Annotated in this window: 19 protein-coding genes; 16 read left to right on the top strand and 3 right to left on the bottom strand. The window is 31.9% G+C overall.

Going from position 1 to position 23,112, the window contains the following annotated elements; translation table 11 throughout:
* Positions 1–312 precede the first annotated feature (312 nt).
* The 11 genes from H9636_RS03260 to H9636_RS03210 all read left to right on the top strand — a co-directional run bounded on the left by H9636_RS03260 (position 313) and on the right by H9636_RS03210 (position 13,987).
* On the top strand, positions 313–1,113 hold the full coding sequence (locus H9636_RS03260; RefSeq protein WP_191706215.1) for a WecB/TagA/CpsF family glycosyltransferase: 801 nt from the start codon (positions 313–315) through the stop codon (positions 1,111–1,113).
* A 2-nt stretch (positions 1,114–1,115) separates the two neighbouring features.
* The gene (locus tag H9636_RS03255; protein WP_191706214.1) at positions 1,116–2,354 is read left to right on the top strand and encodes a glycosyltransferase family 4 protein; all 1,239 of its coding nucleotides are present in this window, start codon (positions 1,116–1,118) and stop codon (positions 2,352–2,354) included.
* A 26-nt stretch (positions 2,355–2,380) separates the two neighbouring features.
* Positions 2,381–3,454 (top strand): glycosyltransferase family 4 protein, encoded by a 1,074-nt coding sequence (locus H9636_RS03250; protein ID WP_225230053.1) that lies wholly within the window; start codon positions 2,381–2,383, stop codon positions 3,452–3,454.
* Positions 3,455–4,026: 572 nt separating this feature from the next.
* The gene (locus H9636_RS03245; RefSeq protein WP_191706213.1) at positions 4,027–4,914 is read left to right on the top strand and encodes a hypothetical protein; all 888 of its coding nucleotides are present in this window, start codon (positions 4,027–4,029) and stop codon (positions 4,912–4,914) included.
* Positions 4,915–4,918: 4 nt separating this feature from the next.
* On the top strand, positions 4,919–5,986 hold the full coding sequence (locus tag H9636_RS03240; RefSeq protein WP_191706212.1) for a glycosyltransferase family 2 protein: 1,068 nt from the start codon (positions 4,919–4,921) through the stop codon (positions 5,984–5,986).
* A 39-nt stretch (positions 5,987–6,025) separates the two neighbouring features.
* Positions 6,026–7,024 carry a glycosyltransferase family 2 protein gene (locus H9636_RS03235; protein ID WP_191706211.1) on the top strand — a complete coding sequence of 333 codons (999 nt, stop codon included), beginning with the start codon at positions 6,026–6,028 and terminating at the stop codon, positions 7,022–7,024.
* Positions 7,017–8,036 carry a glycosyltransferase family 2 protein gene (locus tag H9636_RS03230; RefSeq protein ID WP_191706210.1) on the top strand — a complete coding sequence of 340 codons (1,020 nt, stop codon included), beginning with the start codon at positions 7,017–7,019 and terminating at the stop codon, positions 8,034–8,036. The genes H9636_RS03235 and H9636_RS03230 overlap by 8 nt, the downstream gene beginning before the upstream one ends.
* Positions 8,037–8,380: 344 nt before the next feature.
* Positions 8,381–9,295 carry an ATP-grasp fold amidoligase family protein gene (locus H9636_RS03225; protein WP_191706209.1) on the top strand — a complete coding sequence of 305 codons (915 nt, stop codon included), beginning with the start codon at positions 8,381–8,383 and terminating at the stop codon, positions 9,293–9,295.
* A 65-nt stretch (positions 9,296–9,360) separates the two neighbouring features.
* Positions 9,361–10,668, top strand: coding sequence for a flippase (locus H9636_RS03220; RefSeq protein ID WP_225230052.1), 1,308 nt, complete (start codon positions 9,361–9,363; stop codon positions 10,666–10,668).
* A 52-nt stretch (positions 10,669–10,720) separates the two neighbouring features.
* The gene (locus H9636_RS03215; protein WP_191706207.1) at positions 10,721–11,476 is read left to right on the top strand and encodes a hypothetical protein; all 756 of its coding nucleotides are present in this window, start codon (positions 10,721–10,723) and stop codon (positions 11,474–11,476) included.
* Positions 11,477–11,857: 381 nt separating this feature from the next.
* Positions 11,858–13,987, top strand: coding sequence for a glycosyl hydrolase family 28-related protein (locus H9636_RS03210; protein WP_191706206.1), 2,130 nt, complete (start codon positions 11,858–11,860; stop codon positions 13,985–13,987).
* 100 nt (positions 13,988–14,087) lie between these two features.
* Here the strand turns inward: H9636_RS03210 and H9636_RS03205 are convergent, their stop codons facing one another.
* On the bottom strand, positions 14,088–14,585 hold the full coding sequence (locus H9636_RS03205; RefSeq protein WP_191706205.1) for a sigma-70 family RNA polymerase sigma factor: 498 nt from the start codon (positions 14,583–14,585) through the stop codon (positions 14,088–14,090).
* A gap of 351 nt (positions 14,586–14,936) precedes the next feature.
* Here H9636_RS03205 and H9636_RS03200 point away from each other — a divergent pair, with 351 nt between their 5' ends.
* From H9636_RS03200 to H9636_RS03190, 3 genes are all read left to right on the top strand, one after another.
* Positions 14,937–15,434, top strand: a complete 498-nt coding sequence (locus tag H9636_RS03200; protein ID WP_191706204.1) for a competence protein ComK — start codon at positions 14,937–14,939, stop codon at positions 15,432–15,434.
* 119 nt (positions 15,435–15,553) lie between these two features.
* Positions 15,554–16,351: a TIGR00282 family metallophosphoesterase gene (locus H9636_RS03195; RefSeq protein ID WP_191706203.1), complete on the top strand. Its 798-nt coding sequence runs from the start codon at positions 15,554–15,556 to the stop codon at positions 16,349–16,351.
* Between the two features lie 336 nt (positions 16,352–16,687).
* A complete protein-coding gene (locus H9636_RS03190) occupies positions 16,688–16,954 on the top strand; it encodes a stage V sporulation protein S (protein ID WP_036174445.1) in 267 nt (88 codons plus the stop codon).
* A gap of 148 nt (positions 16,955–17,102) precedes the next feature.
* Here the strand turns inward: H9636_RS03190 and H9636_RS03185 are convergent, their stop codons facing one another.
* Complete coding sequence (locus H9636_RS03185) at positions 17,103–18,467, bottom strand: TcaA 3rd/4th domain-containing protein (RefSeq protein WP_404817735.1); 1,365 nt, start codon at positions 18,465–18,467, stop codon at positions 17,103–17,105.
* Between the two features lie 36 nt (positions 18,468–18,503).
* Complete coding sequence (locus H9636_RS03180) at positions 18,504–19,373, bottom strand: hypothetical protein (protein WP_191706201.1); 870 nt, start codon at positions 19,371–19,373, stop codon at positions 18,504–18,506.
* A gap of 605 nt (positions 19,374–19,978) precedes the next feature.
* Here H9636_RS03180 and H9636_RS03175 point away from each other — a divergent pair.
* Entirely contained in the window at positions 19,979–21,718 is a 1,740-nt protein-coding gene (locus H9636_RS03175; RefSeq protein WP_191706200.1) for a 2-oxoacid:acceptor oxidoreductase subunit alpha, read from the top strand.
* Positions 21,718–22,584, top strand: a complete 867-nt coding sequence (locus H9636_RS03170; protein WP_122970453.1) for a 2-oxoacid:ferredoxin oxidoreductase subunit beta — start codon at positions 21,718–21,720, stop codon at positions 22,582–22,584. The genes H9636_RS03175 and H9636_RS03170 overlap by 1 nt, the downstream gene beginning before the upstream one ends.
* Positions 22,585–23,112: the final 528 nt, after the last annotated feature.

Here is a 23,112-nt window from a genome sequence, read left to right as displayed (position 1 = left end):
ATTTGATTTATAATATGTAACACTCTTTAAACGATAGCATATTTCTCCCTAGCTTCTACTATATATAGATAACGAAACTATTTATTTTAATTTAAAATCGGTTGATATTTTTACCAAATAATGGGATATTTTATGTTATTGTTGTAGTAAGTTAATACCAAAATTTGTTTAAACTTGAAATTATTTTCTATTAATAAGGCATAAAGTTATATTTGAAATCATAGATTGGGAATAGAGGTAATTTTTCTGGTTAAATTTTCTTATCATTGTATTTAAATATAGTTTTGATATCTACTGTTAGGAGAGATTACGATGTCTAGTCTCACGAAAAGGTGCTCAGATGAACGAAATAGTATAGACAAAACAATTTTAAAATCACAAATATCTACGTGCAATATTTTAGGCGTCCATATAGCAACGATTAATATGGGATGGCTAGTAAATTTTTTAAGCGAACATATAAAATCCTTATCGGGTCAGTATATTTGTGTGACAAATGTCCATACGACTGTAATGAGTTATGAAGAACCGGAATATTGTGCCATTTTGAACAATGGAATAATGGCCATTCCGGATGGGGGTCCATTGTCTACAATAGGGAGAAAAAAAGGACATGTTCAAATGGAGCGAACGACAGGTCCAGATTTAATGGGAGAAATCTTTCAACTTTCTTCTGACAAAGGATATCGCCATTATTTTTATGGATCAACACAATCGACTTTAGGAAAACTTTCTAAAAACCTGATGGAGGAATATCCTCACTTAAATATTGTAGGTATGTATAGTCCGCCTTTTCGTCCTCTAACAGCTGAAGAAGATGAAATGATTGTTAAAAAAATAAATGAAACAAATGCTGACTTTGTTTGGGTTGGTCTTGGTGCACCAAAACAAGAAAGATGGATGGCGTCACATAAGAATAAAATAAACGGCCTGATGATTGGAGTCGGTGCGGGCTTTGATTATTATGCGAAAAATATAGCAAGAGCACCCCAATGGATGCAAAGAAACAACCTTGAATGGTTGTACCGACTAATGCAAAATCCAAGAAGATTGTTTAAGCGATACTTTCGAACAAACATAAAATTTTTATGGTTAATAGGGAGAGGCAAGTAGTCATGAATGTTTTAGCTTCTGTATATGCATGTAGCCCTTATGATGGATCCGAACGTGCAGTTGGTTGGAATTGGGTGTGTGAATTAGACAAGCATCATCAATTATGGGTTCTAACGAGTAAAGTTTATGAAAAAGACATTGAAACATATAAGGAAAGAAATCCGAATTCCCTATTAAATACAAAATTTATTTATGTCGATCTTCCAAAGTATAAGAGCTTTTGGCACAAAGGGTATCGAGGTGAACGGATATACTACATCCTCTGGCAAAAAGCTGCATTAAAAGTAGCTGAAAAGTTAATAAAGGATATTCATTTTGATTTAGTTCATCACATCACTTATGTTACATGTGTTTTACCTACTTATATGCATCAACTAGGATTACCATTTTTGTATGGACCTGTTTCAGGTGGTGAAAATATCCCGTCAATTATTGAATTCCCTATGTCCATAAAAAATACTTTCATTGAAAAGATTCGTAAATTCACTCAACTTTTTTTTCAGTCAACACCGAATTTTACAAAAACGATGGAAAGGGCAACGCTTATCTTAGCAACTACTGAAGAGACGAAAATGTTCATTCCAAAAAAATATCACGATAAAGTGAATATTTTTCAATCCATCGTTTTGGATGAACATTTTTTTTATCCAAAACCGAAAGAGAAAAGTGCTAGCATTTGTAAAATACTAATTGCTGGAAGAATGATTTATTGGAAAGGCTTTGAGATCGCCATTTGGTCATCCATAAAAGCATTAGAAAACGGATGTAATGTAGAGATTACCATTTTAGGTGATACGGATGATGGTAGTCCTTCTTTTAAAGAATATTTAATGAGTTTAAGCGATAAATATTCACATAAAATAAAATTCATTTCGAAAGTGGATTATCACAAGATGAAAGAATTTTATGATGAATTTGATATATTACTGAATTGTAGTTTAAGAGATTCGGGATGTTATGTAGTCATGGAAGGAATGAGTAGAGGGCTGCCGGTTATATGTATTGATACTGGGGGTCCTAAAATAAATACAACAGAGGAAAGTGCAATAAAAATAAAACCTGATCGTTTAGAAAAAATGATTGCCGACATAGCAAATGGAATTTGTCGATTAGTAGAGGATAAAGAACTTAGATTGAAGATGGGGAAAGCTGCAAGACAACATGCCATGAACCATTTTGTATCAAACAAACGGACGCTACAGATGAATGAATATTATCATTATGTCGTTAATAAAAAATAACCGTTGTTGCTAATGAAGGTGAAGGAATGGAAAAACAACGTAAAATTTGTATGGTTGTTCAGGATCGAAAGGTTAAAGGTGGCATTGCTGCAGTGCTGAATGGGTACTTTGGATCTGAATTAGAAAAAGACTTTGAAATGAAATATGTCGAGTCGTACAAAGATGGTAATAAATTTTCAAAATTGATTAAAGCTATTATTGGATATATTCACTTTTTAAAGGTACTAATCATTGATAAACCAGAATTAGTGCATATCCATTCATCATTTGGACCTAGTTTTTATCGGAAAATACCTTTTATATTAATGGCAAGTTGGGCAAAGAAATCAATTATAAATCATTGTCATGGTGCAGATTTCGAAACTTTTTATTTGAAGGCAAATGATCGAAAGAAGAAATTAATCAAAAAAATTTATAATAAATGTTCGCTGTTCATCGCATTATCGGATGAATGGAAGAAAAATCTTAGTTTAATTGTTCCTCTTGAAAAAATACAAGTTGTTGAAAATTATAGTCTCATGAATGAAAATGCGGCGATGGAAAAAATGAACCGAAAATCTAATAATCAAATACTTTTTTTAGGACAAATATGTCAGAGAAAAGGATGTTATGATATTCCAACTGTCGTTGGGAAAGTTGTGAAAAACTTTCCAGAAGTTAAATTTATCCTGGCTGGATCAGGGGAAATTAAACAACTAAAAAAACTATTAAAAGAAAAAGGATTGGAAAAGAACGTTATATTCCCGGGATGGGTACGAGATGAAGAAAAAGACAAACTACTTCGTGAAAGTGATGTGTTTTTTTTACCATCCTATAACGAAGGAATGCCAATGGCTATACTAGATGCCATGGGGTATGGGTTACCGATAGTAGCTACGAATGTTGGAGGTATACCAAAATTAGTTGTGGACGGGCGGAATGGTTATACTTGCAATCCGGGGGATGTAAATGGTTTTGCTGAAAAGCTTATTACATTACTTAAAAACGAACAACATTTAAAGAACTTAGGAACAGAGAGTTTTCAATTTGTTAAGCGTCAATACTCGTTAGAAACGCATATTCATAAAGTGAAAGAAATTTATAATACACAATTACAGTAACTATAATTTTCTGACGTAGCTTTCATTTTGAATAATTAGTAGATCCATAAAATTGCTTGTAGTATTATCCATTGATTCGATTATAGAGGAGAGTTTTTATGGTGTTACTTAATCAGTCGAATGCCCAACTGAATGTTCAAAGGTTCTTTACAAAAAAACTGATTTTTTTCCAAATTTACTATAACTTATTTATCAAATTTTTTATTGGTCAATTTGGGTTTCCTCATTCACTTAATTATGTAACCGACATAATCACTTTCCTAATAGCACTACTATGTTTAGGTGAATTAAGAGCTGGCTTTCGTAAAAACAGTTTCATTTATAAATGGATTTATGTGATGTTGATATTTACTGTAATTGGTTATGTGATCAATATTTATTCACCAACATTATATATTTGGGGATTACGGAATACGTTTCGATTTTTTTTATTTTTCTTATGTTGCTTAGCGATATTAAAGAAAAAAGACATTAAGAAAATTTTGCACGTATTAGTTCGATTGTTACCGATTAATTGTTTAATTTGCACCTATCAATATTTCACGTTGCGGAATAGTGGAGGATATGTCTCATTGTATTTAGGGGATTTTATAGGGGGGATGTTTGGTCCTATTCAAGGAAGTAATGTGGCGATGAATGTTTATTTAAGCATTATTTTAGTGTTTACTTTAGCAGCATTTACTGAAAAAAAACTGTCCTTTATAAAATTAAGTTTATACGTATCAATGTGTTTTTATATTGCCATTTTGGCAGAAATGAAAATTATTTATTTTGAATTTCTCATTATATTAATCATCTTAATTTTTACTAGTAAAGTATCATTTAAAAAAATTGTAACAATGATTTTAGGGGTACTTACATTAATCGTAGTTTTAAATATTTGGAAAGCATATAACCCTGACAGTAGTGCTTATTTAACGAATTGGAATTCTATCCTTAATTATACGGCCGAGACAAGCTATGCGGGAACGAATTCCTTAAATAGACTTTCAGCCATACCAATGTTATCAACATTATTCTTTCAAGACAATTGGGCAGGGGGATTAGTGGGGATTGGATTAGGAAATGCAGATACATCCAATATAGACCTACTCAATAGTCCTACCTATTCATTATATGGTGAAACATTAAAATATACTTATTTTCAACAGGCTATTCTTTTTTTAGAGACTGGGATAATAGGATTGCTCATTTATCTAGGATTTTTCATCGTTATATTTTTACACTCTTTTCAGAAGAGAAAAGTAAAATGGGTCAATCATTATGAATATATTTATATAGTTACTGCTAGAATTTTTTCAATTTTAGCCATACTAATGGTTTTTTATAATCAATCCTTTCGTCTAGAAAGCAGTGGTTACTTAGCATTTCTCATTTTAGCAATACCTTATATATGGGTAAATAATGAAGAGGAAGAAATCACAAAGAAGTTTGATAATAAGTTATCAATTAGCAGGTGAAAAGATGGACGTTAAAATTAGTGTGATTGTAAGTATGTACAACATTGAAGAATTTGTGGAAGAATGCGTCAAATCTCTAGTAAATCAGACTTTAAAGGACATTGAAATTATACTTGTTAATGATGGATCAAGTGATGGGACATATGATATCGCACAAAGATTTTCCAACTTATACCCACATGTACAAGTAATCAATAAACCAAACGGTGGACTATCGAGTGCGAGGAATGCAGGTTTATCGAAAGCAAAAGGGGAATATGTCGCCTTTGTAGATGGAGATGATTACGTATTACCGAATATGTTTGAAATAATGTATGAAAATGCACGTGAGAATAACGCGGATATGGTCATGATTGGCTATATGCGTTTACTAGAAGACGGGACACTAAATTTTGATCGAGAAATGACTGAACAGAAAATCTTTACTCATAAAAAAGTTATTCAAGGGAAAAGTGAAATTCAAAATGAAGTATTAGCACCAATGATTGGTGTTTTACCGGAATCCGACAATGATATCGAATTAAATAGTTGTGTATGGCGCAATCTTTACAGAAAAGAAGTGTTGGATCAGTGTGGAGTGAAATTTAAATCTGAACGGGAATATATTTCTGAAGATATGATGTTCCATCTAGAACTGTTACCGCACCTTAATATAATCTCAACCATTTGTAAACCTGCTTATATATATCGATTTAATCGAAATTCACTTACAAAAAGGTATCGACCAGAGCGTTTTCAAAAGGAATGTTTTTTATACCAATCATTGCTAAGTAAAGTTTCTGAGATGAATATAAAAGATATCGATTTAAGATTAAAACGTTCTTTTATTGGACGAGTTAGAAATTGCATTCTGAGTGAAATTTATGCGAATAAAAATGAGGATTTTTGGCAGAGAAAACAAAACATTAAAAAGATGCTTCAAAATGAAATGGTAGCAAGCATTTTGCAACAGTATCCTATACATCAATTAAATTTAAAATTGCGCATTTATACGCATTTGATGAAATATAACAATGCAATTGGATTAATCATACTCGGTTTACTGTATAAACGAAGATATGTTAGAAAATAAAATGTATCAGCTGTTCAGATACATTAGAAGGTGTGAGAAATGGAAAAACCATTAATAAGTATTATTATCCCTGTTTATAATACGAAGGAGTTTTTAACAAAATGTGTTCATAGTCTACTTCTTCAAACAGTTCATTCATTTGAAATGATTTTAATTGATGATGGTTCCACAGACGGTAGTAGTCAACTATGTGATGAATTGGCTTTAGAAGATAATAGAATAATCGTTATACATTCAGTAAATCGTGGTGCTAGTTATGCACGAAATAAGGGTTTGGAAATAGCAAAAGGGGACTATATTGCATTTGTTGATTCGGACGATTGGGTAACAATAGATTATTTAGATAGCCTTTTAAGACAATATGATCAGCAAAATATCGATTTATCTATAATTGGTTATAAAGTTGTAACAGGTGAAGAAAGCAATTTACCAAATGCTTTTAAAGAACATCCGTTCATCGAAATCATTTCTTCCGAAGAGGCACTAGTAAATATCTTTAAATCCGATCGTTATAAAGGTTATTTATGGAATAAACTGTTTAAAACCGAAATAATAAAAAAATATCATTTGAAATTTGATTCGGAAATTAAAATATGGGAAGATCTGTTGTTTTGCTGCCAGTACTTAATGAACACAAATCAAGTATCAATTTCCAACAAAACTTGTTACTTTTATGTATCGAGAAAAGAAAGTGCTACTTCATTAAGAAACGATGCAAATGAAAAGACCAAACTAATTGCAGCAAAAAAGATAGCTGAATTAGATATTCATGTAGCTGATTTTGTTGATGAAACAAAAAAAAGGCTCATTATCGAATATATTTATTTTATTTTAATAAGAGAGTTTAAGAATGGAATTTTTAATCCACAACATGTATCCGACATATTACATGAAATTAATAGAATAAATCGGAATATGAATTTATCGTTAAAATTTAGACTCATATTATTCATCTTAAAAAAATATCCTTCGATTTTATATTGGATTTATAAAATGAAGGGACAGTTAAGTATGAGGGAAGGAGTAAAAGATGGCTGATGTAAGCATCATTGTACCAATCTATAATGTAGAAAAATATTTGGATAAATGTTTAAGTGGAATATTATCACAAACGTTTCAAAACTTTGAAGTAATACTCATTAACGATGGATCACAGGATAATTGCAAATCGATTTGTGATGAATATGCTAAAAAGGACGAACGCATTAAAGTCATTCATCAAGAAAATCAAGGATCTGGTTCAGCACGGAATAAAGGACTTGAATTAGCCAGTGGGAAATATATTTATTTTTGTGATGCGGATGACTATATGGAACCTTCTTTGCTGGAAGAGAATTTTCAAATAGCTGAAAAGTATGGAGTGAATATGGTTGTATTTGGCTATTACGATAAAGTCTGTAATGAGAATGGTATGACAATGATTCCAAGAACAAATCAATCAATTTATTTACATGATCAACATGCATTTAGAGAACACTTTGAACTACTTTTTAGCAATGGGGTAATGTATACATTATGGAATAAATTATATAAAAGGGACTTTTTGGAAAAATATCATTACCGATTTGGAAATGAGAGAGTGGGACAAGATACTGTCTTTAATTATCAAGTATATAAAAATATAGATAAAGTCTATATTAACGAAAAAATCTATTATCATTACTTGATTGGAAGAACGAATTCAGCTGTAAACAAATATCGCGCGGACCGATTTGGTTTAAGATATGAAGAAACATTGAAATTAGAACAGTTAATTAAAAGTTGGAATTATGAAAAAAAATATAAACAATTACTAATAAATGATTGGTTATTAACTTTGACAATCGGCATTAATAATTTGTTTCTTGAAAAATGTCCTTTAAGCAATGAAGAGAAAAAAAGGGAAATTCATCACTATATCCACACACCAAAAATTGCAATGGTACTTCAAAGTGTTTCGGTTAAAACGGAAAACATTAGTCATGCGACAAAATTTAAAATCTTCCTTCTAAAGAAAAATCAAATCAATTTATATTATCGTTTAATGAAATATAAAAAAATATTTTCATAAAGAAATGAAACTATCTTCTTAAGTGGAATGGTTTTAATCTCCTATCAATCTCTTCATAGAAACTACCTCTCAGATAAATCCACTTATGTCACCATGTAGCGCTCTCGAAAAATTCATCAACAAAATTTAAAAACAGAAGAATGAAGCTTTTGCCTTTATAGTTTCAGAAAACGAATAAAGCGGTCTATTCTTTCATTTGTTATAAAGTAATTCCTTTTTTCATAAAAATAATAATTGGAAAGTCGCGAATCGATAAGTAGTAGTGTTTTCATATTTACATATAAATATTTATGAAATTAGTAAAAGTACCATTTTTTAAGTATTAAATAATGTGGGGGATTAATATGAACTTTATTGAAAGGACTATAGGAAAAGCTTTTGCATTATTGAAAAAGACAGCTCCTGTAATTTCTAGTAAAATCATATATTTTAAAACATTTAGAAAAAGGTTAGATTTAAAAAATCCAACTTCCTTTAATGAGAAATTAATGTGGTTAAAATTAAATGAAGATGACGCATTAAAAACACTATGCACAGATAAATATGCAGTAAGAGAATATGTTGCGAAATTAGGATATTCAAAGATTTTGAATGAAATCTATCATGTATACGATCGTGTGGAAGATATTGACTTTAATCAATTACCACGTAGTTTTGCGATGAAATGTACCCATGGATGTGGTTTTAATATCATTTGTTCGAATGTAGATCGCTTAGATAAGAAAAAAACGATTATGCAATTAAAAAAGTGGATGAAAACCGATTATTCACTCGTAAATGGGGAGCCCCATTATTCGAAAATACAACCAAGAATTATAGTGGAGAAATATTTAGAAGAAAAAACAAATAAAAGTACGCCATTAGATTTTAAAATTCATTGTTTCCATGGTGAGCCGCACATTATAGAGGTTACATTAGCTTCAAAGGATATTATGTTTAATCATGATTGGACAATATTACCGTACAATGAAGCGAGTATGCATTTTGAGGAAAAGATCGATAAACCTGAGAAATTAGATGAAATGTTAGAAATTGCAAAAGTTTTAAGTAGTTCGTTTACTTATGTAAGAGTGGATTTATATTATTGTAACAATGAAATTTACTTTGGAGAACTTACTTTTACACCAGCAGCTTGTCTTGATATCGACTTTATAAATGACGCCGATTATCAAATGGGAAGACTATTAGATTTGACAGATTTGAGGAATAAGAGCCCTTTTAAACTATCGAGGCCGCGATATGGTGTACAAGTGAAATAACTTATCCAAGCCTCGTTAAAATGCATCTTTTTAATAAAAATCATAATTAAAATTTCATAAAAGGAATGTTAAATATAGAACAAATACTATTATTGAAAAATATAATTACAACGAAATTTATGAAAAACACCGGTTGGTTAATATTTGAACAAATTTTTAGGATGGGTCTTTCTTTAATTGTCACTTCTCTAATGGCTCGATATCTAGGTGCCCAAGATTTTGGTTTAATCAATTATAGTTTGGCGTATATCATTATTTTTACGACGATTAGTAATCTAGGAATCGATAGTATTATTGTAAACGAAATTATTAAAAAAAGAGAAGAGACAGGAAAGGTTATTGGGACAACTATCTGTTTACGATTAATTTCTTCTGCGCTATCAATTTTTCTAATATTCCTCATAGTAAAGTATGTTATTCAGGATAGCTTTGTTATACAAATGATCACTTTGATTCAGTCGATTTCATTGTTATTAGTCGTCTTTGATACGATTGACTATTGGTTTCAATCTAATTTGCAATCGAAGTATATCGTCATAGCAAAATCAGTTGCATTTTCGATTGTCTCTTTATGGCGTTTAGCTTTGATTTTCTTTGAAAAATCCGTTTATTATTTTGCTTTTGCAACCGTTTTAGAAAGTATTGTAATCAGTGCGTTTATTTTATGGTTTTACTTTAAATACAAAGGACCTAAACTTCGATTCTCGTTTCTTCAAGCAAAAGAATTACTATCCCATGGGTTTTATTTTTTTATTGCAGGATTATTAATTGTTGTTTATACCCAAATTGACAAAATTATGCTCGGACAAATGATGGGTGGTACTACGGTTGGTATTTATGCAGCAGCTATGACAATATCAAATTTATGGGTTTTTATTCCTAATGCGTTAATTGAGTCTGCAAGACCCGTCATTATGTCTTCCAAAAGTGAAAATGAAGCTTCCTACTTAAAAAAATATAAACAACTCTATTGTTCAATCATTTGGATAGGGATTGGGGCATCCATTTGTATAACATTATTATCTAAACCAATCATTTTATTAATCTATGGAGAGCAATTTATCGAATCAATCAGTGTTTTAATCATTTTAATTTGGTCAAGAATTTTTTCTTTAATTGGGACAACGAGGGCGATTTGGCTTTCTATCGAACATTTAGGTAAACATCAAGTAACTTTTGTAAGTATTGGTGCTGTCACAAATATTACACTTAATTTACTGTTAATTCCTCATTATGGGGCAATCGGTGCTGCAATCGCAACACTTCTTGCAGAGGTAATATCTACTTTTATCGCACTGCTCATTTTTAAACAAACAAGGCCATTGTTTAAGTTAATTTTAGAAGCGTTTTTATTTAAAGGTGTAAAAGTCTAAAGGGGAAAATAAACAATTTATCAAATTAAAAAGGAAAAAGGTGAATGAAAAGATGATTAGTATTCAACGAAGGTTCCTGTTTATAGATTTAATTGATAATTTTTTAGAAGATGAATTTAAACCAAAATTGACAAAAAAGAAACTAATCATTCATCATTACTCAAAAGTTCCAGCGGAAAATTTTTTTAAAGAAATCACTTATCAGCTTTGTTTAGAGAGGGATGAAAGCGAAATTTTGGAAAGTATGACGAAGATGAATCGTTATATGTTACGCAGAGCAAAAAAGGAACCTTATGAAGTAGTCGTTAAAGATCATCCAACAGACGAAGAGTTAAATGAATTTCAAAAGTTTTATAATCAATTTGTGAAAATAAAACAAACACGTAATATTAATCGATATCGATTGAATCGTTTAAAACGCCTTCGCGATCAAGGGGTGGTCGTTTTTACAAAATTACAAAATACGAATGGGGAAGCATTGTGCTATCGGATTTATATAAAAGATAAAGAGATGGTTTTAAATTTTTATACTTGTACAGCTGCTTGGATTCGAAACAGACCGGATTTAAAACAACAGATTCGTTTTGCAAATCGTTATCTTCTTTGGGAGAATATGATGTTATTTAAAAAAAGGGGATATAAAATTTATGATTATGGTGGAATTACAGACATTGAAGAAATTAATAAATTTAAAGAAGATTTCGGATTCAAGGGAGTAGAAGCGTATCATGGTTTTGAAACAGATTCAATCTTTGGGAAAATTTTAGTAAGACTTCATTGGCGAAAAAAAATTTATTTATTCAGTTAAGGCTCTCATTAAAGTTTCTTATAAGGTATTTACTAAGTCAATACAGCTTAGTAAATACCTTTTTAATTTAGATTGCAAATAGAAATCAATAGTAGGTCTCTTCCTAATAGTTTATGAGGAAAGTCTGACGAAAACGTATAGAAGAATGAATCATTGAGCACAAAATCGTAGAAGAAAACAATCAAATTATTTTTTTGGAATAGTAAAAGTAACTATCTTTTAGTTATTTTTAATCATAAATATAGGTTACCACTATTATTTGATTGTGGACATTTACAATTGTGTTTATATGGTTTCGTGGAATGATAAATATTTTTGTAAATGGGCTACCGAAATAATTGGTGATTTGGAATAAATTTTAAAGTGAAGGAGGGTAATAAGTTGGAGATAAAAAACAATTTTATATTTGAAGTAGATTTAAACCATATGAAGAGTAGTTCGAGAATTATAGTTAAGAAAAATCAAGAAGCAACATTTACTTTTAAACTTTTCAGAAGTGGTAAACCAGTTGATTTAACAAACATTGCAAACGTATCATTATCTCTTGTTCACTCTGACCAAGTGCTTGCATTAACGACTGGAAAAGTTACTGATTCTAATGAAGTAACTTTTAAGTTAAAGGCTTCCGAAACGGCTACAAGCGGAAATATTGATGCGCTGGTACTGTTCTATAGTCATGAGAGGCGAGTTTCGACGATAAAATTTAATTATTCCGTTTTAGATAAATTAAATCGCCCTTCTAAAGTTTCGAATGACAAAACTCAATTTGAAATCACATTAAATGATGGACCTTTAAGTATTCAAGAAAAACTTGAAGTAACGAGCGATGTAAAAAATATATCTCTATCAGAAGATATCATTAAGGAAGTAATAGAATCTCGAGTTAGTACTGATTCATCCAATCAACATACAACTTATAATAGTTTAAAAGAGCGACTAGACAATGAACATAATAAAATACAAGAAGAATTACAAATAAAAGCTGAGAAAGTTTATTATACGCCGCAAGAATATAATGCCAAAGGAAATGGTATTGTTGATGATTCTGTAGCCTTTCGAAATATGTTAACGGATTCAGTAAACTTTATTTTAACCCCTAAAGGAACGTATTTATTTAATAGTCCTCTCATGGTTTATAAAAGTCTCACTTTTATGGGGGAAAGTAGGGAAGAAACCGTTTTAATTAATGGAACAAAGCAAGTAACCTATGCAGCAACGGTTGAATTCAATAGTAGTAAAAATTCATTGTTAACGAATTTAACGTTAGACGGAAACATCGAAAAGGTTGAAGGGGATATTTATGGTGGAGTCGTTAATTTAAGAATCGACAAATCTGAAAATATTACAGTGCGAGACGTTAACTTTGTAAATAATAACCATGTTGGTTGTATGTTGAAAGATTCGAAAAATATTACGTTTGATAATTGTAATTTTAATAATCTAGATGGTGGAATTAATGGTCAAAACGGTACGAAGACAGATGGGGTCATGATTACACGATGTACCTTTGATGGTCATTCCGTATCCGAACCGATTTTCCTGCCCAACGCTAAAAATATTACAATCGAGCATTGTAAAATGTTAAATAAAACATCGGGTCACGCGATGGCTTTCGATGGCTCACAAAATATTTATATCAATAATATTTATGTAGAGAATTGTGGAAACGGTATTTATTTAACAGAAAGAAATAACCAAAGGGCACGTAAAATTACTGTATTTAATTCAATTTTTAGAAGAAGTACGTATGGAAATTATTTAAGTCATGCGGATGAAGTTGAGTTTATAAATTGTGAGTTTGTAGACGGAATCACAAATATAATCGATTGTAACAAAATAACATTTAACAAGTGTAAATTTATTGCTGATACAAAGGCATGTATGGTTGCATTCTCTGAGTCGCCTAGTGATACAATACAGTTTATTGATTGCATCTTTGATAATACAAATAATAAGAACTTTTCCAACTCTTTTCTTAGTGTATATAACAATGTAAAATTAACAAACATTCTTTTTGAGCGATGTAAGTTTATAAATTGTACATTATTTAATGGTAATTTTTCGACGGGTTCTCAAATAATCATGAAGAATAATGTAGATCAAAATGGTAATGTTTATAGTCCGAATAAATCAAATGTATTGAATAAAAACTCTGATTTATTAACAATTGTTGGAACAGTAAAACCAACTGCAGGATTCTATAAGCGAGGGGTAATATTTTTATACGCAAATCCGACAACCCATGTAGGGGGAATCAATTTAGTAGATGGATTCGCTTATCAGGAAACTTGGAGAGCGGGTCTCACAGTGTGGTCACAATTACAAGTAAAATTATCAAATGGAATTGTTGTGAAGGCACTCTCTTCTGGTACATGTAAGGCAGGAACAGAACCAATTGGGATCACAAGTGCAAATACAGAAACTAATCCTTTTGTTGATCGAAATGGAATCAAATGGGCTTATTTAGGGAATGCGTCTAATTTTGTGAATTTCGGAAATATCACTTCATAAAGTTGTTAAAAGAAAACAAGTATAATAGGTCTCTATTATTCAGACGATACACACAATAATTAAAAAATCACTGGAAGCGATAGCCTCCAGTGATTTTTATTTATTCGTTAGATTCTAACATTTCTCGAATTTTCTCAACAATTCTTTGCCGTCTTTTCCTAAGGGAACTAGCTGACATGTGATTCGTAGCGGCGATTTCATCATAGGTTGCACCAAAAATGTACAGAGCTTTCATTAATTTATAATCCGCTTCAGCAAGGCATGATAATACATCCTTAAGTGCTTCAAATTCATTAATCGTCTCTTCTTTGACTTGAACATAGTGGGAAAGGTTGACTAATTTATCTTTGTCATAGGCGATGTTACGCTCTTTATATTGATTATCCTTTTCGATTTCTTTATAAATGGATGTTAGCATAGTCCAATACGCATAAGGAGCAAAATCACCTCGTGTTGGATCATAGCTTTTCCATGCATTCCAAAGGGCGATTCTAGCACATTGACGGTAATGCTCATGGTCTTTATACACCTTTGCTTTTCTTAATACTTTCGTAATCATCGGTTCATAAAGCTCGCAAATCGTATTAAATTGTTCCATTCCAATCCTTCCTTTGACTCGCGCGCGAAAGTCGATTATTCCTAGGTATTACTATCGTAATCGAACTTTTGAAATGAATCGAAAGGGCTATTATGAGGAAGTTTGAAAGCTATTTCGAAAATTTCCTAAGAAAATTTAGGAAATACCAATAGAGTATTCGAAAAATAAGTAGTTTTTCATTTTATTGCCAATTGGTGATGCGTAAAAATAGGCGCTAAACTATTTGAAAACGATTTTATTTCCGAATATTGACAATATTTATATTATTTTTTATATTAATCCATAGGTACTAATTTTTGGTATTAATTTGAAAATGTTTGTTGAATTATTTCTATTAAGGGGGAGATTTCTATGAGTTTAGAAAAGGAGATTAGCTTTTTAGTATCATCTCATTCTAGCATCGCAGTTACTCCTCATTTTGATGGAGAACATTCGTCAATCATTTACACAAATTTAGGTGGTCTCAAGTCAAGAGGTACAACGGATGATGTAATCCGACAGTACTGTTTGAATTTCGGTGCGAGCTTAGAAGGTAGACAAATGGCTTCTCGTAAGCTTTTAGGGATTACGAAAACACCACCGATACTCATTTCGGAACGTCTAGGTATTGTAGGGATGGAATTACCAACTTATAATGCTTTAGACAAAACATGGGTTTTTGACTTAAGTTTTAAAATTGAAGAATGTGGATCTTATAGCTTACTTAGATTTAATAATGGGTTAAGGATTGAAGTGGGGCTTAAGGAAGCAGCAGTCAGATATAGAAGAGAGAAGGCTCTGCATCTGTTATATACAAAAGTACCTTTTCATGATTTAAATCTCATCAATTTCAAATTACAATCAAAATGAAAAAGGAAGTCTGGCTCATTCAAAGTGAAAAACAATTTTTTTGTATTTTGCCTTATCCATCATGAAAGTGTTAAAATGATAAGACATGTTTGAAATTGTTAGAGAGAGTGATACGATTCATGAAAGTAATTTTTATTGGAGATATCGTGGGATCAATTGGTCGAGAAGCAGTTGAAAAGTACTTGCCACGATTAAAAAAGAAATATACACCTGATGTGGTGATTGCCAATGGTGAAAACGCTGCAGCTGGACGAGGTATAACTCAAAAAATTTATCAACAGTTATTACAAGTCGGTGTCGATGTTATTACGATGGGGAATCACACGTGGGATAATAAAGATATTTACGAGTTTATTGATGATGCGGAATACTTAATTCGCCCAGCAAACTTTTCAGAGGAAGCTCCTGGTAAAGGGATGGTGCAAATTACGAAAAAGGGTGTTACGTTAACAGTCATTAATTTGCATGGTCGTGTATTTTTACCACCCCACGCGGATCCATTTGCGATGGCAGATGAATTAGTTGCTGAAGCACACAAAACATCTCCACTCGTTTTTGTTGATTTCCATGCAGAAGTGACGAGTGAAAAAATTGCCTTAGGTTGGCATTTAGATGGAAGAGTTTCAGCAGTTGTTGGTACACATACCCACGTACAAACGGCGGACAGTCGAATTTATCCAGGTGGTACAGCATACATTACGGATGTAGGTATGACAGGTCCGTACGATGAAATTTTAGGTATGAAAAAAGAAAGCGTTATTTACAAATTTAAAACGAACCTTCCATCAAGATTCGAAGTGCCGAAAGATGGACGAGAAGTGTTAAGTGGTTTTTACGTTGAAATCGATGATAAAACGGGTAAAGCCCTTCATTGCGAACGTATTTATATTAATGAAGACTATCCATTCCAAGGATAAAATTTAGGATATATTTTACACCTTATCCCGCCTTAATTTTTTGGCGGGTTTTTTCTTTTTTAAAATTTCAGACCCTTTGACATCCCTTCCTATTTGTGGCTTCATGGCGTTCTTCTTTATTAAAATATATTATTTTTATTCGACCTCACCTTGTAGCAACTTATTTATGAAAAAATAAATGGTTTTCAGTGCCAATTTGGTTTTCATTCGATTCTAATTTGGTCTTTAGCATCATAAAATGTCTTACGGACACTAAGTTAAAGTCCTTTGAATGAATGCCCACTAAATCGAATGCTTCATTCAACATTTACTAAAGCTACATGGGGAGGAATAAATGTGGATTCATTAAAAGTATCATCTCGCTCTAATCCAAATTCTGTCGCAGGTGCGCTCGTTGCCGTTATTCGTGAGCAAGGATATGCGGAAATGCAAGCTGTAGGTGCAGGTGCATTAAATCAGGCAGTAAAGGCAGTCGCAATTGCACGCGGTTTTGTCGCACCAAGTGGCACGGACTTAATTTGTGCACCAGCTTTTGCGGATATTACAATTGCTGGTGAAGATCGTACAGCTTTAAAATTAGTCGTAGAAAAAAGAACGCGATAACATTAAGACATCACATTTTTAAAGCCCTTAATGATTGGCATGTGCTGATCATTAAGGGCTTTTTTCATTTAAGATAAAGAATTTTAATACTTGAAATATCATTAAATGAAGTTCATTTTCATAGTTTCATCCTTTTATTCGGATTTAACTAATCATTTTTGTTAGGAGAATAAAGAGTTTTTGAGCCTTCGAAAGTATCTGTTGGTTCAGAATTACTCCAAAATAAGTAATCATAAGAATCCACTAACCAATTTTTTGTTTCTTTATTATATAAAAGACTTAATGTTAAATCATAATCTACGCTTTCAGTCTCAGGCTTCTCATCACTAAAATAAAGAGCTTCTGTATAATAATATGTCGAATCGATACTAACATTATTGTCATTAGTTAAATAGATTGAATTACGATCAAGTTCTAATTTATCTAATTGTCCTGTGTAAAAGGAATCTTCACTTAAATATGATAGAGCATCATATTCAAATTCCTCTTTAAAATTGTTTGTTACTTGATTAAATTTTGAGAGATCTTTTGATGCTTTTGCGTGTGCAAATTGTTCACCGAAATCTAATAACATAGTAGATATTTTAGTATATTCTTCTTCAGAAAGGATTGGAGCATTTAAAGCAACAGAACTATCTTCTAGTTTATATTCTTCTGATCTAACTTCGCCCCAAGGATATTGAGCGACTAAAGTTGCAGTTGTGGAACCGTTTAAGAAAATAGGTCCAAAAGTTTCAGATTCTCCATCTGTTAATGGAACCTTTTGATTGTTGATAAGGACGTAAATATCAGACATCATTTCTTCATTAAAATTATCAATATAGATAGTCGCCTCAGAGATTGGTACTTCAATCTCAATTTGATCATAAGATTTACTATTTAAACTTAATTCTTGTTCTAAAGTGGCATTTCCAAAATCATTATTTAGATTTAGACTTACTGTGTAGTTACCTGGTACAAGGGGGCCGAATATAATATTATCCTCAAATTTTTCTTCTTTTGCTGATTGATTATTAAATTTGAATTCAATACCTTCAGAGGAACCATTGAAATAAGCATATTGATTGATAGCATATACTTTAAATGTTTGAAATAGGCCTAAAAATTTTTCTGAAGGTTGAATTGAAATGAAATCCTCTATGTATTCTTTTCCAAATTCTTTTTCTAAATCAATAAAGGCTTCTGCTTCCTGTAGATTAATAGATGAACCATCTTCATGAACGAGTATATTAGCAAGTTTTTTTGAATCTTTATTAGATAACGCTTCATTAAATCTTTCCATTGTAGATTGTTCAGAAAAATAACTTGATGTAAATATAGAAGAGCATACAATTAATAGAATTAAGATACCAATAATGCTAAAAGTAATCTTTTTCTTTTTTGTCCAATTTTTTTTTGTAACTTTATTTAAAGATTCTTTATTTTGAAACTCTGGAAGTTTTTTACCGCAATTTATACAAATAAGATCATCTATAGATGATTCATGTCCGCACTCCTGGCAAAATCTTTTCATAGTAGACACTTTATCTCCTCCAATAACTGTTTGTAATTAATACATATCTAGTTGATCAATAAATTGTCCGATTGTTGCATCTCCAATTATTGCGATGACAATTGCATATAAAATTGAAAAGAATACGATATACAATAAATAGCCATAATAAGAATCAATAGATTTTACTTTGCTAACTATTAAACGTGAAATAATATAAAGCGGGATTATTAAAATAATTAAAGTAAAAGATAGTGCTAAAAAGATATAACCTGCAACTAAAGATTTAATAAGTACTAGAAGTAAGCCAATGATTACTAAAATTGCTGCTGGAATACTATGAACACCTAGATAACTTACTATCTCCTTCACTGATTTTTCTGGTCCAAATATTTTTAATATGATAAATAAAGATAGAATAACGATTGCAATCGAAATTAAACAAAAAATAAATGCACTGAAGAAAATAGAAAAGAAGGGTGGACTCACAATGGAAGTATCAAACATACTCCTATAATCACCAAAAATGGATTTTGTAATATTATTTATGAGTAAATAAATTGAAAGCGATAATATAAGCGAGAATGTAACTATAGTAATCATGCTATTTACAAACTCTTGCTGTCCGTTTGAGAAAATTAATGATGGTTTTTTCAAATAACTAACAAAATGACTAAAATAAGCTCTAGACTTCTCTTTTACCTTTTCAACTTGAATGTTAGGTTGGCTAGGATTTTTTGAATGGTAATTTTGGTCATTGTTTACTGATGTTACTGCACTTTCTTTATTAGCTTTATACAATTCTGAGTTCGTAGAAACATTAGAAGCATTATCATCATTCTGAATTATTTCAAATTGATTACCTCCACATTTTCCACAGAAGTTTCCAGTTTCCTGGACATTGTTACACGATAAGCATTTTTTCATATAACTTTTCTCCTTTTCTAATAAAAATGAACCAAAAAATAGTGGGAAAATTAATTTTCGTATTCAATTTTCACTAATTAATTGGTAAATTATGAAATTGTTCTTTTGATATAATACTATTTACTTATATGTAATTACAATACATAAATTACAAATTATAATTATTTTATATAAATAACTGAATTTTGAGTGGATTTAATGAAAAAAATTATTCATTAGTAAAAATGTCATACTAATAAATGATATATTAGTATTAACTAATGGGAGAACGCGATAACGTAGAGACATCACATTTTTAAAGCCCTTAATGATTGGCATGTGCTGATCATTAAGGGCTTTTTTCATGTGTTCTATGGTCGCAACTTACTTCTTAACATTTCCGTCTTTTAATGGTAATAAAAAATTACTGTAATATAGTATGGCTTCCTTTCCTTGAAGTAATCTAAAGGAAAGATAAACATACTGCAAATCCTTGTCTGTTAACTTTCAGTCAAAGGTCTGAATTTCATGATTTTGGTGTTTTTCGGATAGTTTATGCATTTTTTTCGTGTTAAACTAATGAAGGAAAAAAATATATAAAAACAGTTTTTTAAGGAGTTGTTAACATGTTACATCAGCTTTCTTGGAAAGTCGGTGGGCAGCAAGGTGAAGGTATTGAGAGTACAGGTGAAATTTTCTCAATGGCCATGAACCGTTTAGGATATCACCTTTACGGTTATCGTCATTTCTCTTCACGTATTAAAGGTGGCCATACGAATAATAAAATTACCGTTCGTCCAACAGAAGTTCGTTCTATTGCAGACGATTTAGATATATTAGTTGCTTTTGATCAAGAAACAATCGAAGTGAACTATAAAGAATTAACGGAAAAAAGTATTATTTTAGCTGATGCTAAATTTAACCCGACAAAACCGGAAGATTCAAAAGCGCCGTTATTTATCGTACCATTTACTGAAATCGCGACAGAACTAGGTACTTCATTAATGAAAAACATGGTGGCGATTGGTGCTACTTCAGCCCTTTTAAACTTAAATAAAGAAGTATTCCAAAGCGTTGTCGATGAAATATTCGGACGTAAAGGGGAAGAAGTCGTTAAAAAGAATATGGAAGCGATTCAGAAAGGCTATGACGTTATGACGGAACTTTTAGGTGACCGTGTCGGTGAGTGGGAACTAGCTCCCGCTGATGGAAAACGTCGTATGTACATGATTGGGAATGATGCAGTCGCTTTAGGTGCTATTGCAGCAGGTGCCCGTTTCATGGCAGCTTATCCGATTACACCAGCTTCCGAAATCATGGAATATCTAATTAAAAAGCTTCCAAAATTAGGCGGCGCGGTCATTCAAACTGAAGACGAAATCGCAGCAGCGACAATGGCGATTGGTGCGAACTACGGTGGTGTTCGTTCCTTCACAGCATCAGCTGGTCCTGGTTTATCGTTAATGATGGAATCAATCGGCTTATCTGGTATGACAGAACAACCATTAGTCATTGTCGATACGCAAAGAGGTGGTCCATCGACAGGTCTTCCAACTAAACAAGAACAATCGGACTTAATGGCCATGTTCTATGGTACACATGGTGAAATACCAAAAGTGGTTATCGCACCGTCTACTTTAGAAGAAGCATTCTTTGATACAATCCAAGCATTTAATATCGCAGAAGAATTACAAATTCCTGTTATTATTATGACGGATTTACAACTATCGTTAGGGAAACAAACGACAGATCCGTTTGATTACAGTAAAATCGAAATTCGCCGCGGTAAAATTGTAGAAGATGAAATTGAAGCAAATGATAACAAAGATTACTTCAAACGTTATGAAAATACAGAAGATGGTATTTCTCCTCGTGTCTTCCCAGGAACACCAAATGGTATTCACCATGTTACAGGGGTAGAACACGATGAAACTGGTAAACCAAATGAAGCACCAGGAAACCGTGGAACACAAATGGACAAGCGTTTCCGCAAACTAGAAAAGTTAACTTTTGATAAGCCAGTCCATGTGAATGCACCTCATGAAGAAGCGGATGTATTATTAGTAGGATTTAACTCAACGCGCGGTGCGATTGAAGAAGTTCAAGAGCGTTTAACGGAAGAAGGAGTAAAAGTAAACCATGCCCATATTCGTTTACTATTCCCATTCCCAACGAAAGAAATGGCTCCATTAGTAGCCAATGCGAAAAAAGTGATTGTAGTGGAGAACAATAAAACTTCCCAATTAGCAAATATTTTAAAAATGAATATTGGCGGTCACGATAAAACATATAGCATTACGAAATATGACGGTACACCGTTCTTACCTCGTGAGCTTGAAAATAAAGTAAAGGAGCTGCTTGACTAATGGCAACTTTTAAAGATTTTCGTAACTCTGTGAAACCAAACTGGTGCCCAGGCTGCGGTGACTTCTCAGTACAAGCAGCAATTCAACGTGCAGCAGCGAATGTTGGCATCGAACCACATGAATTAGCTGTAGTAGCTGGTATTGGCTGTTCTGGTCGTATCGCTGGTTACATCAATTCTTACGGATTCCACGGTATTCATGGTCGTGCATTACCAATTGCTCAAGGTTTAAAAATGGCTAACCGTAACTTAAATGTCATTGCCTCTGGTGGTGACGGAGACGGATTTGCGATTGGTATGGCTCATACAGTACACGCAATTCGTCGTAACATGGATATTACTTATGTTGTAATGGATAACCAAATCTACGGTTTAACGAAAGGTCAAACGTCACCTCGTTCAGCACAAGGTTTCATTACGAAATCAACACCAGGTGGAGCTATCGAGCCATCATTAAAACCCTTAGAAGTAGCATTATCTGCAGGTGCAACTTTTGTCGCCCAAGGATTTTCTACAGACATTAAAGAGTTAACAGCTCTTATTGAAGCTGGTATTCAACATAAAGGTTTCTCTTTCATTAATGTCTTTAGCCCATGTGTTACTTATAATAAAGTAAACACTTATGAATGGTTTAAAGAGCATTTAACAAAATTAGCTGACATTGAAGATTATGATTCTTCTAATCGTGAGTTGGCAATGCAAACCGTAATGGAAAAAGAAGGGTTAGTAACAGGGATCATCTATCAAGATACAGAAACAAAATCTTATCAAGAGAAAGTACCTGGATATGCTGAACAACCGCTAGCTGACCTTGATATGAACTTAAGTGAAGATCAATTCAATGAATTAGTAAAAGAATTTATGTAAGATGTAAAAGCCCCCCATTTCGGTGGGCTTTTTTTATTGGACCGAAATGTGTTTTTTGGATAATATATCAATTTTTTATTATAAAGTATTGGTAATTATCAAAAATATATTTACACATCTCAACGCTCAAACTATTATGAGGTTAATAGATTCATTTTTCTATTAATTTTTTTAATTGTGAGAGGCGGAGGATGATAGGTTAAAACCTATAATGGACAATGAAAAAACTGAATATCATACTAATGTTAGTTTGTGTTTTCGTAATTCTCGTTCTAGGTCAAAACGTTAAGAGTGTGAATGCAGCTACTGAATTTGCTACGAGTAAACTTGGTCATATAAATAATGCAGATGTTTTGATTTATAGAGATTACAAAATTTCTTCTTCATCATTTAAAACTGGTTCCCTATATATGAATGCGGTTTTTTTTATAAAAAAACAAGCATCTCATAATTAAAGTGTACCCTTTGTAAAGGACATTTTTAAAAAAGGCTTTTAAGCAACTTGAAGAAGATGGTGACTGTATTGTG

This window comes from Ureibacillus galli, from assembly GCF_014836845.1.
Classification (GTDB): Bacteria; Bacillota; Bacilli; order Bacillales_A; family Planococcaceae; genus Ureibacillus; species Ureibacillus galli.
Note: the sequence above shows the minus strand (reverse complement) of the source record. Positions and strands in the feature narration are given on the sequence as shown.